This is a genomic window from Veillonella atypica, assembly GCF_041431435.1.
Lineage (GTDB): Bacteria > Bacillota > Negativicutes > Veillonellales > Veillonellaceae > Veillonella > Veillonella atypica.
Map to the genome: position 1 here is coordinate 42,082 of NZ_JAPVXV010000005.1, position 15,726 is coordinate 57,807.

The 15,726-nt window shown below is 39.4% G+C and carries 16 protein-coding genes, 5 tRNA genes and 1 pseudogene; 1 reads left to right on the forward strand and 21 read right to left on the reverse strand.

Going from position 1 to position 15,726, the window contains the following annotated elements; genetic code table 11:
* Positions 1 to 41: 41 nt before the first annotated feature.
* Positions 42 to 1,457: an aspartate ammonia-lyase gene (locus tag O3598_RS07160; protein WP_005379846.1), complete on the reverse strand. Its 1,416-nt coding sequence runs from the start codon at positions 1,455 to 1,457 to the stop codon at positions 42 to 44.
* Positions 1,458 to 1,668: 211 nt separating this feature from the next.
* Here O3598_RS07160 and O3598_RS07165 point away from each other — a divergent pair, with 211 nt between their 5' ends.
* The gene (locus O3598_RS07165) at positions 1,669 to 3,315 is read left to right on the forward strand and encodes an ArnT family glycosyltransferase (protein WP_287524371.1); all 1,647 of its coding nucleotides are present in this window, start codon (positions 1,669 to 1,671) and stop codon (positions 3,313 to 3,315) included.
* 115 nt (positions 3,316 to 3,430) lie between these two features.
* Here O3598_RS07165 and rplL read toward each other — a convergent pair whose 3' ends face one another.
* The 20 genes and pseudogenes from rplL to O3598_RS07265 all read right to left on the reverse strand — a co-directional run bounded on the left by rplL (position 3,431) and on the right by O3598_RS07265 (position 15,710).
* Complete coding sequence (rplL, locus tag O3598_RS07170) at positions 3,431 to 3,799, reverse strand: 50S ribosomal protein L7/L12 (RefSeq protein ID WP_005377172.1); 369 nt, start codon at positions 3,797 to 3,799, stop codon at positions 3,431 to 3,433.
* A 70-nt stretch (positions 3,800 to 3,869) separates the two neighbouring features.
* Positions 3,870 to 4,376, reverse strand: coding sequence for a 50S ribosomal protein L10 (gene rplJ / locus O3598_RS07175; RefSeq protein WP_005382951.1), 507 nt, complete (start codon positions 4,374 to 4,376; stop codon positions 3,870 to 3,872).
* Positions 4,377 to 4,550: 174 nt separating this feature from the next.
* Positions 4,551 to 5,261: a 50S ribosomal protein L1 gene (gene rplA, locus O3598_RS07180; protein WP_005377180.1), complete on the reverse strand. Its 711-nt coding sequence runs from the start codon at positions 5,259 to 5,261 to the stop codon at positions 4,551 to 4,553.
* A 75-nt stretch (positions 5,262 to 5,336) separates the two neighbouring features.
* Complete coding sequence (gene rplK, locus O3598_RS07185; protein WP_004693535.1) at positions 5,337 to 5,762, reverse strand: 50S ribosomal protein L11; 426 nt, start codon at positions 5,760 to 5,762, stop codon at positions 5,337 to 5,339.
* A gap of 99 nt (positions 5,763 to 5,861) precedes the next feature.
* On the reverse strand, positions 5,862 to 6,398 hold the full coding sequence (nusG, locus tag O3598_RS07190) for a transcription termination/antitermination protein NusG (protein ID WP_005377143.1): 537 nt from the start codon (positions 6,396 to 6,398) through the stop codon (positions 5,862 to 5,864).
* 11 nt (positions 6,399 to 6,409) lie between these two features.
* Positions 6,410 to 6,631, reverse strand: coding sequence for a preprotein translocase subunit SecE (secE, locus tag O3598_RS07195; RefSeq protein WP_005377007.1), 222 nt, complete (start codon positions 6,629 to 6,631; stop codon positions 6,410 to 6,412).
* Between the two features lie 41 nt (positions 6,632 to 6,672).
* A complete protein-coding gene (rpmG, locus tag O3598_RS07200) occupies positions 6,673 to 6,822 on the reverse strand; it encodes a 50S ribosomal protein L33 (RefSeq protein ID WP_004693530.1) in 150 nt (49 codons plus the stop codon).
* Between the two features lie 235 nt (positions 6,823 to 7,057).
* Positions 7,058 to 8,245 carry an elongation factor Tu gene (gene tuf / locus O3598_RS07205; RefSeq protein WP_005377009.1) on the reverse strand — a complete coding sequence of 396 codons (1,188 nt, stop codon included), beginning with the start codon at positions 8,243 to 8,245 and terminating at the stop codon, positions 7,058 to 7,060.
* 220 nt (positions 8,246 to 8,465) lie between these two features.
* A tRNA-Met gene (locus O3598_RS07210) sits at positions 8,466 to 8,542 on the reverse strand.
* A 5-nt stretch (positions 8,543 to 8,547) separates the two neighbouring features.
* Positions 8,548 to 8,623: transfer RNA gene (locus O3598_RS07215), tRNA-Thr, on the reverse strand.
* A 30-nt stretch (positions 8,624 to 8,653) separates the two neighbouring features.
* Positions 8,654 to 8,729, reverse strand: a tRNA-Met gene (locus O3598_RS07220).
* 5 nt (positions 8,730 to 8,734) lie between these two features.
* A tRNA-Tyr gene (locus O3598_RS07225) sits at positions 8,735 to 8,819 on the reverse strand.
* A gap of 10 nt (positions 8,820 to 8,829) precedes the next feature.
* Positions 8,830 to 8,905, reverse strand: a tRNA-Thr gene (locus O3598_RS07230).
* A gap of 197 nt (positions 8,906 to 9,102) precedes the next feature.
* Positions 9,103 to 9,901, reverse strand: a pseudogene (locus O3598_RS07235) (undecaprenyl-diphosphate phosphatase).
* A 76-nt stretch (positions 9,902 to 9,977) separates the two neighbouring features.
* On the reverse strand, positions 9,978 to 10,442 hold the full coding sequence (gene brxF, locus O3598_RS07240; RefSeq protein ID WP_005377114.1) for a BREX-3 system P-loop-containing protein BrxF: 465 nt from the start codon (positions 10,440 to 10,442) through the stop codon (positions 9,978 to 9,980).
* A gap of 26 nt (positions 10,443 to 10,468) precedes the next feature.
* Positions 10,469 to 11,806, reverse strand: a complete 1,338-nt coding sequence (locus O3598_RS07245; protein WP_371452261.1) for a hypothetical protein — start codon at positions 11,804 to 11,806, stop codon at positions 10,469 to 10,471.
* Positions 11,806 to 12,456, reverse strand: coding sequence for a hydrogenase nickel incorporation protein HypB (gene hypB / locus O3598_RS07250; protein ID WP_005377062.1), 651 nt, complete (start codon positions 12,454 to 12,456; stop codon positions 11,806 to 11,808). Before hypB ends, O3598_RS07245 begins: the two co-directional genes overlap by 1 nt.
* A gap of 7 nt (positions 12,457 to 12,463) precedes the next feature.
* Positions 12,464 to 12,805, reverse strand: a complete 342-nt coding sequence (locus tag O3598_RS07255) for a hydrogenase maturation nickel metallochaperone HypA/HybF (RefSeq protein ID WP_005377089.1) — start codon at positions 12,803 to 12,805, stop codon at positions 12,464 to 12,466.
* On the reverse strand, positions 12,783 to 13,625 hold the full coding sequence (locus tag O3598_RS07260) for a bifunctional 5,10-methylenetetrahydrofolate dehydrogenase/5,10-methenyltetrahydrofolate cyclohydrolase (protein ID WP_060807066.1): 843 nt from the start codon (positions 13,623 to 13,625) through the stop codon (positions 12,783 to 12,785). Before O3598_RS07260 ends, O3598_RS07255 begins: the two co-directional genes overlap by 23 nt.
* Before the next feature lie 135 nt (positions 13,626 to 13,760).
* The gene (locus tag O3598_RS07265; protein ID WP_371452263.1) at positions 13,761 to 15,710 is read right to left on the reverse strand and encodes a PASTA domain-containing penicillin-binding protein; all 1,950 of its coding nucleotides are present in this window, start codon (positions 15,708 to 15,710) and stop codon (positions 13,761 to 13,763) included.
* Positions 15,711 to 15,726: the final 16 nt, after the last annotated feature.

Genomic DNA, 15,726 nt, shown 5'->3' on the forward strand with positions numbered 1-15,726 from the left:
ACGTATTATTCACATTATATGACAAAGTTCATTAATAAAAATTAATTTCCTTTGTGTTTTAACAAATCAGCAGCGGCAATACCAGGGCGTGTCATTTCTTTAGGAGAAAGAATATGATTGATTTCATCCTCGGTCAATAAACCTTTTTCTAGGATAATATCGCGAATAGCACGACCAGATGTGTAGGCTTCTTTTGCAAGTGCAGAAGCGGTTTCATAACCAAGGTGAGGCAACAATGCAGTTACGATACCAACAGAACGGTTCAACCAGTATTCGCATTGTTCACGGTCTACTTCAAGATCGATAAGCAATTTATCAACGAATGTGTTAACACCATTTTTAAGGTAGCAAAGATTATTGAACAAATTGTAAGCCAATACAGGTTCCATTACGTTCAATTCAAATTGACCATTTTCTACAGCCAAAGAAATGGTAAGATCGTTACCGATAACTTGATAACATACTTGATTCAATACTTCGGCGATAACTGGGTTCACCTTACCAGGCATAATGGAAGAACCAGGTTGACGAGCAGGTAATTTCAATTCCCCGATACCACAACGAGGGCCAGATGCCATCAAACGGAAATCGTTGGCCATTTTAATCAATACAAGAGCCGTAACCTTCAAACCACTAGAGATATCAGCAAAGATATCCGTGTTGTTCGTAGCATCAATCAAGTTATCTGCAGTATAGAATGGTTCGCCTACGACTTCGCTAAGTTCGTATGCTACGTCATGAATGTAATTTGGTTCTGCATTAAGGCCTGTACCAACGGCAGTAGCCCCCATATTGATAACATGTGCTCCTTCAACAGCAGATTTAATACGTCTAATACCACGGCGAACACCTGATGCATAAGCACCCATTTCTTGACCTAATGTAATAGGCACCGCATCTTGTAAATGAGTGCGCCCCATTTTTAAAATTTCGCTATACTCATCAGCCTTTTTCTCAAGTTCATCCACAAGGCGTTGCAACGCTTCAAGCAAAGGTTTAGATTTCAAAATCGCACAAACCTTAATAGCCGTTGGAAATGCATCATTGGTAGATTGCGCCATATTACAATGGTTATTAGGACTTACAATATCATACGATCCTTTTGGATGACCCAAAATTTCACAAGCGCGGTTTGCTAATACTTCATTCATGTTCATATTCACAGAAGTACCTGCACCACCTTGAATTGGGTCGACTGGAAATTGATCTGCGAATTCGCCGGCGATAACTTCATCTGCGGCTTGAACAATGGCTTTACCAATAGATACATTGAGGCGACCTGTTTTCATATTGGCCAAAGCGGAGGCCTTTTTTACCATTGCTAAAGCTTTAATAAAATCTTGGTCTAAATGTTTTCCTGTAATGTGAAAGTTTTCTAACGCACGAATCGTTTGTACACCATAATATAACTCATCAGCTACTTCTAATTCACCTAGGAAATCATGTTCTTTTCTCATTGCTATCCTTCTTTCCACTGAATGTGTATATCATTCAAATTACATTGTATAAAATGGTCTTTCTTTTGACTTTATTATAACATGTATTTTGTATACACAAAAGTCATTTAAGGTATTCCATAAAAACAATATTCTATATAATTTCTCTCATGACATATCTGAACATTGCAAAGTATAGTAAAATATAAGCATATACTATTAACATAAAGGAGTGTTTAAAATTAACATAAGTCATCGAACACGAATCATAGCGCTGTTTTTAATTACAGTCATAAGCTATGGTTTTTATAATGCCTATATACCGATTACCGATCCAGTAGAATCTAACTATGTATTAAGTGCCATAACCATGTTAACTCACAATTCATGGATTTCACCTATGATTTACGACCATGTATGGTATGATAAACCACCATTAACATATTGGGCACTTATGATTTGCTATAAATTGTTCGGTATATCAGATTTTGTATCACGCATCCCCAACACATTAATTGCAGGGGCCAGTGTATCGCTCATGTATCACATGGTATACCGTATCAAACAGTCCGTCCCAGTCGCAGTAACCAGTGCCATCCTCTTGATGAGCACCTTACAATTTTGGTATATATCACATGCGGTTATAACAGATGGCTTTTTATTTTTCTTTAGTCTTGCCATATTTGGTTATGCTTACCTAGCTTTTACAAACAATGATAAGACGTCGATGATGAAAGCCTATATAGCAGCAGCCTTTGCAGTCTTAACAAAAGGACCCATCGGATTACTATTACCAGGACTCATATTATTAGTGTTTATGGTCCTTCAAAAATATAGTAAGGCCAATAAGGATGAGGTAAGTTTACTAAGAAACTTAAAGATTGCGTTTACACCGCTAGGCATTGTATTATTTTTCGCCATTGCTAGTCCATGGTACATAGCAATGTATTCTATTCACGGCCAAGATTTTATTAGTGGATTTCTTGGTCTACAAAATGTAGGTCGTGCCCTCGTATCCGAACACCCTAAATTCGACGTGTGGTACTACTATCTAATAATTACGCCGCTTGCTTTATTGCCATGGACACCAGTGGTTATATATCAATTGCGGAAACTGAACTGGAAGGAATCATTCAACCTACTTGGCGGGATATGGTTTGTTATTATATTACTATTTTATTCTATTGTAGCAACCAAGTATTTAACCTATACACTACCCGCGATTATTCCATGTATCATATGGGGTAGTGAGGCAATTATCAATTTACTGTTTAACCCTAATCTATCTAAATATTGTACTTTTTTAGTAACACTACCATTTGGCATATATACATGCATTCTAGGTATTGGCGTAGCCGTCAGTGCTAGCGACTATATCTTAGAGTATATGATTATAGTTAGCATAGGCGCTCTGATTTTTAAAATAGCTAGACATTACATACGAACATATTCACAACTCACATTGCTATTTTTGCTTCCAATACTAGCCCTATACTCAGCCACTACCATTTCTGTGACGCCCATATTAACGAGTCAATCTGGTATTCAGTTTACATCTTATATAGAAAATACGAATCAACCTGTTTTCGTATATGGTGGATATTATACTTCGGTTGTGTATTATACAAAACATATACCAACACAAGTATATTTAAATAAGACTGATGACGAACGCTGGGCTAAGGCCAGAAATATTATGCCTACCATTACCAAAGATGAGTTTTTAGATCAACTTCCAAACGAGTTAAATGCTATTGTTATCGTACCTAATCGGAATATAAAAGACTTTGAAAGTTCACCTGCAGCTGTCATTACAAAACCATTGGGCAAAACTAATGGAGCTACCATATATAAAGTACAAGATAGTATTTCATTTTAATAGAGCGTGTCCTTCGGGGCACGCTTTTTAATATCAAGTTCATACAGAGTCGTTTCACAGTAATCAGAACGCAAAAAAGGCGTACCTTTAGGTACGCCTTTTAATATGGCTAGAATTATTTCAATTCTACAGTTGCGCCAGCTTCTTCCAATTGAGCTTTTAAAGCTTCAGCTGCTTCAGTAGCTACGCCTTCTTTTACAGGTGCAGGAGCGCCGTCAACGATAGCTTTAGCTTCTTTCAAGCCAAGACCAGTTGCTTCACGAACAACTTTGATTACGTTGATTTTGGATGCGCCAGCTTCTTTCAAGATTACGTCGAAGGAATCTTTAGCAGCGCCGCCGTCAGCACCACCTGCAGCTGCTACAGCTACAGGAGCTGCTGCAGTTACGCCAAATTCTTCTTCAATTGCTTTTACAAGATCATTAAGTTCAAGAATAGTTGCTTCTTTTAATTCAGCAACGATGTTTTCAATGTTCAATGCCATTTTAGTTTTCCTCCATAAAATAGTTTATTGTATCGGTCTTAAGCGACCAATGAATAATTCACAGAAATTATTATTCTGCAGCTTCTGCTGGTTGAGCGTCTGCAACAGCTTTGACAGCGTATGCAACATTGCGAACAGGTGCTTGCAATACGGAAAGCAACATGGAAAGCATACCTTCGCGGTTTGGAAGGCTTGCGATTGCTTTAACGCCTGCAGCGTCCATAACTTCGCCTTCAACGATACCAGCTTTTACAGTAACAACTTCTTGTTCTGTAGCTTTGATGAATTGTTCGATTACACGAGCAGGTGCAACAGCATCTTCTTTAGAAGTAGCCAATGCAGTTGGACCTTCTAAATGCTCAGAGAAACCTTCAAGATTCAATTCGTTTGCAGCAATGCGAGTCAAAGTATTTTTGATTACTTTGTATTCAACACCTTCAGCCAACATTTTGCGACGAAGATCAGTTGCTTGCGCAACAGTCAAACCAGAGTAACCAATCAATACAGCACCTTTTGCTTCAGAAAGAGTTTCTTTCATTTGAGCAACGATTGCTTTTTTTGATTCAGTGACAGCCATTAGATTACCTCCTTATAGATTTTGTGGTGCTCTATGTACTATCTTAGCGTAAAAACGACCTCATCGCACGCGATGAGGTCGTAACTAGTCCTAGGTTGTTCTAGTGTCAGCCTCAGCGGGCGGATTTACATCCATTATACATACCAGCCGTCTACAGCTAAGAGACATATGTGATTATTGCTCTTTAGTTACGTTGCTCAATTTGAACACGTTCAAAGGCACACCAGGGCCCATTGTAGCGGACAAGGTTACAGATTTAATGTATTGACCTTTAGCTGCTACAGGTTTAGCCTTGATAATAGTATCAACGATTGTACGGTAATTGTCAAGTAATTTTTCATCATCGAAAGAAGCTTTACCGATGGAGCAAGAAATGATACCTGCTTTATCAGTACGGTATTCGATTTTACCAGCTTTAATTTCGTTTACTGCACGAGCAACGTCTGGAGTTACAGTACCAACTTTAGGGTTTGGCATCAAGCCTTTAGGACCCAAGATTTTACCAAGACGGCCAACTTGACCCATCATGTCTGGTGTAGCAACTACTACGTCGAAGTCGCTCCAACCACCTTGGATTTTAGCTACTAACTCTTCAGAACCTACGAAATCTGCGCCAGCTTCTTCAGCTGCTTTAATGTTGTCGCCTTTAGCGAACACAAGAACGCGTTTAGTTTTGCCAGTACCATGAGGCAATACTACTGCACCACGAACTTGTTGATCAGCGTATTTAGGGTCGACATTCAAGTTGAAAGCGATTTCAACTGTTTCATCGAAATTTGCAGTTGCAGTTTTCTTAACTAACTCAATTGCTTCAACTGGTTCATAGAACTTACCAGCTTCAATAAGTTTTACTGCTTCAGCGTATTTCTTACCTACTTTTGCCATTATAATATCCTCCTTATGTGGTCAAACGGGAATTCCCTCCCACCGATTTGCGCTTATGCGCAAGTCGTACGCTTATTAGTCAACGATTTCAATGCCCATGCTGCGAGCAGTACCTTCTACCATGCGCATACCTTGTTCTACGGTATTAGCATTCAAGTCAGGCATTTTCAATTCAGCAATTTCACGAACTTTATCGCGACCTACTTTAGCTACTTTATCACGATTAGGTACACCAGAACCTTTTGGGATACCTGCAGCTTTTTTCAACAATACTGCAGCTGGTGGTGTCTTAGTGATGAAGTCGAAGCTACGATCTTCATATACGTTAATAACTACTGGAATAATCAAGCCAGCTTGTTTAGCAGTACGTTCGTTGAATTCTTTTGTGAAAGCAACGATGTTAACGCCTGCTTGACCTAATGCAGGACCAACTGGTGGTGCTGGAGTAGCTTTAGCGGCTTCAATTTGTAGTTTTACTTGTTTAACTAATTTCTTAGCCATGGGTAATTAAACCTCCTATGATTCTACTGTGGTGGTAACGGATAAACATCCTCCCACTGCAACCAAAATCGATTGCTCTTTTAGAGTTATATTTATATATTAAAGAGCTTTTTCAACTTGAGAAAACTCTACCTCTACCTCTGTATCTCGATTGAACATTTCTACATTAAGTTTCAATGTTCCTTTTTCAGGGTTAATTTCGGTAATAACACCTAGTCTATCTTCAAAGGCACCGGATGTAATGCGTACCGTTTCACCAACCTCTACATCGACGTTGATTGTTGGTTTCTTATCCAAGCCCTGAGACTTAAGTATATGTTCTACTTCGGAATCAGAAAGTGGAACTGGTTTAGTGGCAGAGCCAACGAAACCTGTTACACCTGGTGTGTTGCGCACAACATACCAAGAACGGTCGTTAACTTCCATTTCAACCAATACGTACCCAGGAAATATTTTACGTTTTACTACTTTTTTAACCCCATCTTTTTCATCTATTTCATCTTCAAGAGGTACTAGAATTCGACTAATAACATCTTGTAAGCCCATAGATTGAACCTTAAGTTCTAAAGTGGTTTTAACTTTATTTTCGTAGCCTGAATAGGTATGAATTACATACCACTTCTTATCTGCTTCCATGTAATGGCCCCCTATCCAACAATCCGCAACAACATATTAATAAGTTGAGCAAAAATCGCATCAAATACATAAATGAGTAAAGCGATAAATATAGTTACCAAAAATACTACAATTGTGTAATTGATGAGCTCTTTTCTTGTTGGCCAGACTACTTTTTTCAGTTCAGCCTTTACGCCGCGGAAGAATTTACCAAATCCGCCACGTTGTTGTACTGCTGAGTTAGACTTTGCCATTTGTTCACATCCTCAAATCAACAGGTAATGAATGATAAGAATTATTTCGTTTCACGGTGTAATGTATGTTTACCGCAGAATTTGCAATATTTCATCATTTCAATACGATCAGGATTGTTTTTCTTATTCTTGTTCGTTTGGTAATTACGTTGTTTGCAATCTGTGCAAGCTAAAGTAATGGCATTACGCATCCGGACACACCTCGCTTTATATTTACTAATAAGTCTCTTGTACTCGAAAACGCTCGACTACATACTAATGAATAGTATCATATGTGTCTAGCAATGTCAAGATTTTAAGCAACTCAAAAAAGCCAGGCACATGTACCTGACAGAAATAGTATAACAAAAAATGGCGTTCCTTGTCTAGAACTTTACACAAAAATAGGACCCCTTACGGAGTCCTATTTATTACAAAGGCTACTAATTAACCTTCGATTTCAGTTACAACGCCAGCGCCTACTGTATGGCCACCTTCGCGGATCGCGAAACGAAGACCTTCTTCGATAGCGATTGGAGTAATCAATTCGATATTCATTGTTACGTTATCGCCAGGCATACACATTTCTACACCTTCAGGAAGGTTTACAACACCTGTTACGTCTGTTGTACGGAAGTAGAATTGTGGACGGTAGTTGGAGAAGAATGGAGTATGACGGCCACCTTCTTCTTTAGTCAATACGTATACTTCTGCTTTGAATTTTGTGTGTGGGTTGATGGAACCTGGTTTAGCCAATACTTGACCACGTTCGATGTCTTTACGGTCAACACCACGAAGCAATGCACCAACGTTGTCGCCTGCTACTGCAGAGTCCAAAGTTTTGCGGAACATTTCAAGACCAGTTACAACGTATTGTTCAGCTTTTTCTTTCAAGCCTACAACTTCTACTGTGTCGCCTACATTTACTTGACCACGTTCAACACGGCCAGTTGCTACTGTACCACGACCAGTGATTGTGAATACGTCTTCCACAGGCATCAAGAAAGGTTTGTCAGTATCACGAACTGGTGTTGGGATGTAGGAATCTACAGCTGCCATCAATTCGTCGATTTTAGCTACATATTGAGCGTCGCCTTCCAAAGCTTTCAAAGCGGAACCTACAATGATAGGTACTTCGTCGCCAGGGAATTCGTAGGAGGAAAGAAGTTCACGAACTTCCATTTCTACTAATTCGATCAATTCTTCGTCGTCAACCATGTCAGCTTTGTTCAAGAATACTACGATTGCAGGAACACCAACTTGGCGAGCCAACAAGATGTGTTCGCGAGTTTGAGGCATAGGGCCGTCAGCTGCGGAACATACCAAGATAGCGCCGTCCATTTGAGCCGCACCAGTGATCATGTTTTTAACATAGTCAGCATGGCCTGGGCAGTCAACGTGTGCATAGTGACGGTTTTCAGTTTCGTATTCAACGTGTGCAGTGTTGATTGTGATACCACGTTCACGTTCTTCTGGAGCTTTATCGATCATGCTGTAATCTTGGAAATCAGCTTGGCCTTTTTCAGCCAATACTTTAGTGATTGCAGCAGTCAAAGTAGTTTTACCATGGTCAACGTGACCGATAGTACCAATGTTAACATGCGGTTTCGTACGTTCAAATTTTTCTTTTGCCATTAGGATTATATCCTCCTTCACAAAAACAAAATACTTTTATAGTATTACTATAATATAATAACCTAATTTAATCAACGGAATATACATTCCTACAGATTATTATACCATAATACACAAATGTCAATAAACAAAAAATTACATCCTATTTCGAGGGATGTAATTAGTTATAATTATATTTTTATAGTAGATACAAAAAAATCCCCACCAATGTGAGGTTTAATGGTGGCGGCACACGGATTTGAACCGCGGACACACCGGGTATGAACCGATTGCTCTAGCCAACTGAGCTATGCCGCCATGTATGGAGCTAGTGACCGGGATTGAACCGGTGACCTTATCCTTACCAAGGATACGCTCTGCCGACTGAGCTACACCAGCACAATGAACGTTCACTTCACTGTGAAATTATGGTTGCGGGGACAGGACTTGAACCTGCGACCTTCGGGTTATGAGCCCGACGAGCTACCAACTGCTCCACCCCGCTATAAATGGTGGAGGGAGAAGGATTCGAACCTTCGAAGTCGAAGACGGCAGATTTACAGTCTGCTCCCTTTGGCCGCTCGGGAATCCCTCCATAAATAAAATGGAGCTGGCGATAGGAATTGAACCCACAACCTGCTGATTACAAGTCAGCTGCTCTACCTATTGAGCTACGCCAGCATCATTACGACAAGATGTATTGTATCATCTGACACACTAAGTGTCAAGAACCTTTTAAAACTTTTTTGAAAATTTCGTTCGTTCTTCGCAGTCACCCTTAGTGCTATATCAATATATCATGAAAGTTTTTCTGACGCAAGTATTTTTTTAGAATTTTTCCAACTTCATTTTTGCCTCATAGGAACTCACATCTAAACTCACATATATAAATAGATTATTGCTAGAATAGCAACTATAATTCGATAATATCCAAACGACGCCAACGAGGATCTATTTAGATACCACAAAAAGCCTTTTACCGTTATATATCCCACTAATATATGATACGACGGTGCCAATGATAAACATAATGATATCATTTAATCCCAATGCATGTATGACACGCACTAAATCATACACACACACGATAATCATAACAGGCACAGCCATGATAAACGAAAAATCAGCTGCGGCCCTCCGTGTACAGCCGATAAGCATCCCCCCTGCAATGGTTGCACCAGAGCGCGAAAATCCAGGCCATAGACAAAGCATTTGATATAGACCTATTTGAAAGCATTGATATATAGTCAAATTATTTACAGAATCCACCAATCGTCCAGATACTGTTCTTTTTTCCGCATAAATCATAAATATAGCACCTATAATAAGGCCTATTATAACGGGAATTGGTCCAAATAAATACTCTTTTATAATGTATTGCAAAAGATATCCAGCCATTAATACGGGTAACATGCCCGCACTAATATGTAGCAAAGATACGCCGCGTGTTTTTATCCAATTTTTCCGTTTTAAAAAGCCGTTAAATGTACGTCTATAATGTGTATAAATAGCAAGGATGGCACCTATCTGAATAAACACTTCAAATACATCAGCATGTGTGCCTTCAAAATTGAGCATATGCCCAATAATAATCATATGACCTGTACTCGATACAGGAATACATTCTGTTATACCTTCTATAACACCTAAAATGAGGGCTATTACATATTGTTCCATGTCATTCACCTTCTTTCAAAATGTGGTCACAATGCATGGCAATATATAATGCCCTCATTAATTAATGTAACGCTAATTAATCAATAACCATAACACGCTCAGGTTTAGTGATTGTCACTACCGCATGTTTTGGATCATTATTGTGTTCTAAGTACAATTGATCACCTTCGAGATGACCACGCCAACCTACAACAATCGGATATGTTTTACTAATAGTCTTTAATAGTTCAAGAGGATTTAAATTTAATATCGGTGCAAACAATACATTAATACCATCGATAAGAACAACTTCTGTATCACTGCGACTTAATGCACGACGAATTACTTCTTCTGCAAGTTGTGGTCTTTCATCACGAGGTACTAACAAAAACTCTTCTTCAATAAGTTGTTTTGCCTCTAAGTACTTCCACCCTTTTTGTTCAGATAATTCACGAATCAATAAACTTTTACCAGAACCAGGACCACCAACGATAAACAATATGCGTTCATCATTATTTTGAATTTGTTCCCACCGTTCTTTCACATCTTGTACAGTAACCATATCCTTGCCTCCTCACATAAGATGACCTATTTAACAGGTCTGTCAGACAACATCACTGATTTGATATATTGATTTTTATCATCTAAGGCGAACTGCAAATAGGAATTATTCGACCTTGGATTTTTATATTCATATACCGTAGCCGTTCCCGTACTAGTTGTAGATTCAGCAATACGTGTCGGCATACCATATACAAAGAGCAATAAATATTTAGTATCACCCATAGCGATACCACGACGTGTTGGTGTGTAGACATTTAATAAAACGCGATTAATAAGCGAATTACCGTCAACACTAACACCATATTCATTATAGCCTATGAACGTAGACCCAAACAGCATTCCCTGTGTACGCCATTCACCATTTGCATCATTTACAAAATGCTGATTCAAATGCAATCCGCGTAGTACAAAGTCATCCTCAGTCAACTGACCGGCATGGAAGGAATACATACGCGCCTTAGGCAACCCAAATCGAGACCATACTTGACCATCCAAAATATCAACAGCCTCTACCGTATTATTTTTAATGGTGAAAGCCACATAGAACTTTCCATTTTGAATAGTTTCTGGTAATTGGCTATTATTATTTGTATTCGCTACGGAAGAAGAAAATTCCTTTTTTTCTGACCATGAATTTTCGGAATGCCCTTCATATAAGAAGATATATGACTCATCAGTCTGATTTCGCCACATCGCATTGGGGCTACCATAGGAGAAAATCATTTCCATACGAGAACTGCCTACGCCGATATCACGAATTGTAACCAATCCTTTATCAGTAGTATGAAGATTAGTAATAGTACCAACAGGGAGTAAATAGGTCGCACCTTGTCCACGCAACTGATTATCTACTAAACGCGATTTATCTGGGCCTGTATACACAGTTATATCTATATCTTTTTCATGATACGTTGTGAATACACCCTTCACCGTCTTTTGAGCAGATGGACTAGGTACATACACATCACCAACGCGATAAACCGGTCCAATACTTGTACCATCTTCAGACTCAGGCTTTTGAGCCAGACTATAGTCATCCTCATCACCAAGCGCTTGTAAATTATTAGACGTATAAGAACGTCCGATATCTGCTAGATTATTTTTTGAATCTTGTGGCATAACACCATCATTTTCACTAGCAGCTTGCCAATACTGTAAGGAGTCACCAAAAGCAGTGACAGCCAACTGTTCTGCTAACCAACCTGTTTTCGAAGATTCATCAGTAGCAGGAGCTTTCACAACAGCTACTGCATTTTTTACTTCCGGTATTGTTGGTCCTGCATCAACGGCCCCCACCGATGCGGTTCCTAAAGCACTTAATACTGCCATCGTCAATGCAGTACGAGATAACATATGTTTCATTAACGTTTCTCCATTTGTTCTCTAATCCATGTTAACCAAGGCGCCAATCCATCCTTAGCAGTACAGCTAATTTCAAATATATAGCCTTGAGGATTTAAATTACGAATATCTTTAATGGCTTTATCTTTATCGAATGGCACATATGGCAATAAGTCAATTTTATTGAGCAATATAGCTTTTGATTCCTTAAAAATAAGAGGATATTTCAAAGGCTTATCTTCACCTTCTGTAACAGATAAAACGGTAACCTTCATCGCCTCACCAATATCGAACTCAGCAGGGCATACTAGATTACCTACGTTCTCGATAATAATCATATCGAGTTCATCAAGATCTAAATCAGTTATAGCATCTTGAATCATATTAGCATCTAAATGGCAACCCCCAACGGTATTAATTTGTATAACAGGCACACCTAGGGCATGAATACGTTCTGCATCCTTAGATGTAAACAAATCACCTTCGATAACAGCTAATTTATAGTCTTTAACTAAATCTTGAAGTGTTGCTTCTAGCAAAGAGGTCTTTCCGGCCCCTGGAGAGCCCATTAGATTAAAGACAAATATATTTTTTTCTTTAAATACTTGTTGTAACGATGATGCAATGGCATCATTTTTCGCCAACACATTTGTTTTTACTTCTACTTGCATATATACCTCAATCTATATCAATAGATGTCACTTGTAATTCGCGACCACCTATAGTATTTACAAAATGGCTTTCACAATGAGGACAGATGAATTTGTAATCTTGTACATCAAATATCGTATCACAATCTAAGCATTGTCCTTTAATAGGAATCGTATGAATATCGATTTTTGAATGCTCTGCCGGCGTATTCTTTGTAACGGCATCCCAGCAGAATAAGAGTGCATCAGGTTCTACACCACTCATCAACCCCAAATCGAGTTGCACAGAATGAACGATAGACGCATCATTGTTTTTCATGGTCTCTAAGGCAATATCTAATATACCCTCAGCGATTGACATTTCGTGCATGGTACGCCTCATAAACAGCTTCTAACATCATCGTAGTCGTAACAGAGCCCACACCACCTGGTACAGGTGTGATAGCCGAAGCTACCGTGCTCACCGCATCATAATCAACATCCCCTACTGTTTTTCCGTCTAATTCATTAATGCCTACATCGATAACAACAGCGCCAGCTTTCACCATGTTAGCTGTAATCATATGTGCTCGGCCCGCAGCAGCAATCACGATATCAGCTTGTTGTATATGATGTGCTAAATCGGCCGTACGAGAATGGCAAATAGAAACCGTAGCATGACGTTCAAGCACCATCAACGCTACCGGTTTGCCAATCACTTGGCTACGACCAACAACGACCACATGTTTACCTTCTAAAGGAATACCATAATGATCCAAGATTGCTAGGCATGCCTTCGCAGTACAAGGTGCAAAACCACCTTTACCAGCTGTAACAAGACCGATGTTATAGGTAGTAAGACCATCGATGTCCTTCTTAGGATTCAATGCATCGATTAATTGCTCTGTATCAATTTGTTTTGGCATCGGCATGAGTGGCAATATGCCATGCACCGCATCATCATTATTCAAAGCCATCAATGCATCGTATACCTCTTGATGCGTAGCTGTACTTGGTAGTTGCTTACGCACGAAACCATAGCCAAAATTTTTGGCCGTTTTTTCCATGAAGTCCGCGTACATGTTAGCGCCATGATCATCACCAACGAGCAATACAGCCATTGTAATTGTACCGGACTCTAGACCGGTCATCTTCTCTTGTAAAATCTCTTTATGTGCATCAGCCACCGCTTTACCACGTAATTCTATCATGTATATCTCCATTCATTATCTCAAGGATAAACTTCATATAAATTCATGTAAAAAGGTGCCTATAGAGGCACCTTTAGTTTTCTCTTATTCTATTATATAACGTTTTGTCTATAGTTGCAGTTACCTATCCTGCGACTAATGACTAAATTGAACCACAATAGGTGTACCAGGAGATACTACGGTTCCCGGTAATTGTTCCTGTGAAATCGCCTTACCAGTACCATCTGGTTTAAAATATAACCCCGCAGTATGCAACCAATCACGTACCTCTCCAAATGTATAGCCTCTAAAGTCTGGCAATACTACACTGCCATCACCATTAGGTTTTACTGCTGGAAGTTTGGCCGCTGGTACAGCCGCTACAGTAGCGCCATCCTTAACGGAAGGTGACATTTGGTAATACCGCACTAATTGAGACACGATATTCTTAAATACTGGGGCCGCAATTTGACCACCATAGATAGAACCTTTTTTATGATCATCGATGGCAACAAGAACAACAAATTTAGGATCTTCTACCGGACCAAAGCCTATAAAGGATGCGATATAACGTCCTGCTAAATAGCCGCCATTTTTGGTGTCTAACTTTTCAGCAGTCCCTGTTTTGCCTCCAAAGTGATAGCCTTCAACCATCGCTTTAGTACCGCCACCTTCAGATACTTCTTTTTCAAGAATATCCGCAATCGTTTTAGCCGTTTCTTCTGGTATTGGTTGCCCCACAACTTCAGGGTCAGTAGTACTAGTTACCTCACCTTTTATATTGCTGTAAGATTTAACAATATGTGGTTTCATCATGCTACCACCATTAGCTATAGCGCCAAAAGCACGGACCATTTGCAATGGTGTTACCGCAATACCTTGACCGATGGACATGGTTGCTACATCAAGCTTACTCATATCATCAGGATTATATAAGATACCATCACCTTCACCAGGCAATTCAATACCTGTTTTAGAACCAAATCCATAGTTACGAACATATTTAGATAATATATCCGCGCCTGTAGTGGTACCAATTTCTGCCATACCTGTATTGATGGAGAACTTCAAAATATCGATCAATCGAACAGGACCATAGCCTTCACCATTCCAGTTTTGCATAACATGTCCATTGGCCGCAAAGGAACCTTTGTCGTTATACACTTGGTCTAGTTTCCATTTACCTGATGCCAATGCAGCAGATGCAATAATCGGCTTAAATGTAGAACCTGGTTCATACAAATTTGTTACTGCAATATTCTTAAAATCTTCCTCTGAACCTTGACTATAATGATTTGGGTCATAGGTTGGGCGGTTCGCCATCGCCAAGATTTCACCCGTTTTAGGATCCATAACAATAACGCTAGCATGTTTAGCGCCTGTATCTTCCATGGCTTTATCAAGAGCACGTTCTGCTATAAATTGAATACTTGCATCAATCGTTAGTGTCACACTCTTACCCTTATCAGGTAAATATTTAGATAGTACGGAGCCAAAGATGGCATTCCCCTTTCTATCTGTTGCAACTAGTTCCTTTTGGATACCGCCCTTCAATTCATCATCTAGCACCATTTCAAGACCCTCAAGGCCTTTATCATCGGTACCGACAAAGCCGAGCACTTGTGCGGCCAAATTACCATTAGGATAATATCGTTTAGACTCTTCTACAAAATTAAGACCTTCTAAATTTTTATCCTCAATCAATTGGGCTACCGCTTTCGACTTTTCTGGTTCCATCATACGGTCAATCCATACGAACGCAGTATCCTCTTGTAATGATTTCACAATGTCCGCTTTTGACATCGTCACATATGGCGCTATAAGTTCAGCAACTTCACTAGGCGATTGCTTAATCATCTTAGGATCCGCATATAGGGATTTTGTAACCACACTCATAGCCAATGGTCTTCCATTGCGGTCATAAATCGTACCGCGCGGAGATTGTAATTTTCTATCCACTTGCACTTGGCTCAAGTTCTTCGCCTGCAAATCAGACTTATCTATTATTTGTAAAAAGAATAAGCGCCCCACTAATACGACAGCAATACACAGTAATACGCGTACCGTATATTCAATTCGCTTATTATCATTCCCTGAAATATTCATTATGGTCTCCCACTCA

Bases quoted from the DNA above. Each gene is read 5' to 3' on its own strand.
- O3598_RS07160 (WP_005379846.1), bottom strand. From the start codon at position 1,457: ATGAGAAAAGAACATGATTTCCTAGGTGAATTAGAAGTAGCTGATGAG.
- rplL (WP_005377172.1), bottom strand. From the start codon at position 3,799: ATGGCATTGAACATTGAAAACATCGTTGCTGAATTAAAAGAAGCAACT.
- rplJ (WP_005382951.1), bottom strand. From the start codon at position 4,376: ATGGCTGTCACTGAATCAAAAAAAGCAATCGTTGCTCAAATGAAAGAA.
- rplA (WP_005377180.1), bottom strand. From the start codon at position 5,261: ATGGCAAAAGTAGGTAAGAAATACGCTGAAGCAGTAAAACTTATTGAA.
- rplK (WP_004693535.1), bottom strand. From the start codon at position 5,762: ATGGCTAAGAAATTAGTTAAACAAGTAAAACTACAAATTGAAGCCGCT.
- nusG (WP_005377143.1), bottom strand. From the start codon at position 6,398: ATGGAAGCAGATAAGAAGTGGTATGTAATTCATACCTATTCAGGCTAC.
- secE (WP_005377007.1), bottom strand. From the start codon at position 6,631: ATGGCAAAGTCTAACTCAGCAGTACAACAACGTGGCGGATTTGGTAAA.
- rpmG (WP_004693530.1), bottom strand. From the start codon at position 6,822: ATGCGTAATGCCATTACTTTAGCTTGCACAGATTGCAAACAACGTAAT.
- tuf (WP_005377009.1), bottom strand. From the start codon at position 8,245: ATGGCAAAAGAAAAATTTGAACGTACGAAACCGCATGTTAACATTGGT.
- brxF (WP_005377114.1), bottom strand. From the start codon at position 10,442: ATGGTTACTGTACAAGATGTGAAAGAACGGTGGGAACAAATTCAAAAT.
- O3598_RS07245 (WP_371452261.1), bottom strand. From the start codon at position 11,806: ATGAAACATATGTTATCTCGTACTGCATTGACGATGGCAGTATTAAGT.
- hypB (WP_005377062.1), bottom strand. From the start codon at position 12,456: ATGCAAGTAGAAGTAAAAACAAATGTGTTGGCGAAAAATGATGCCATT.
- O3598_RS07255 (WP_005377089.1), bottom strand. From the start codon at position 12,805: ATGCACGAAATGTCAATCGCTGAGGGTATATTAGATATTGCCTTAGAG.
- O3598_RS07260 (WP_060807066.1), bottom strand. From the start codon at position 13,625: ATGATAGAATTACGTGGTAAAGCGGTGGCTGATGCACATAAAGAGATT.
- O3598_RS07265 (WP_371452263.1), bottom strand. From the start codon at position 15,710: ATGAATATTTCAGGGAATGATAATAAGCGAATTGAATATACGGTACGC.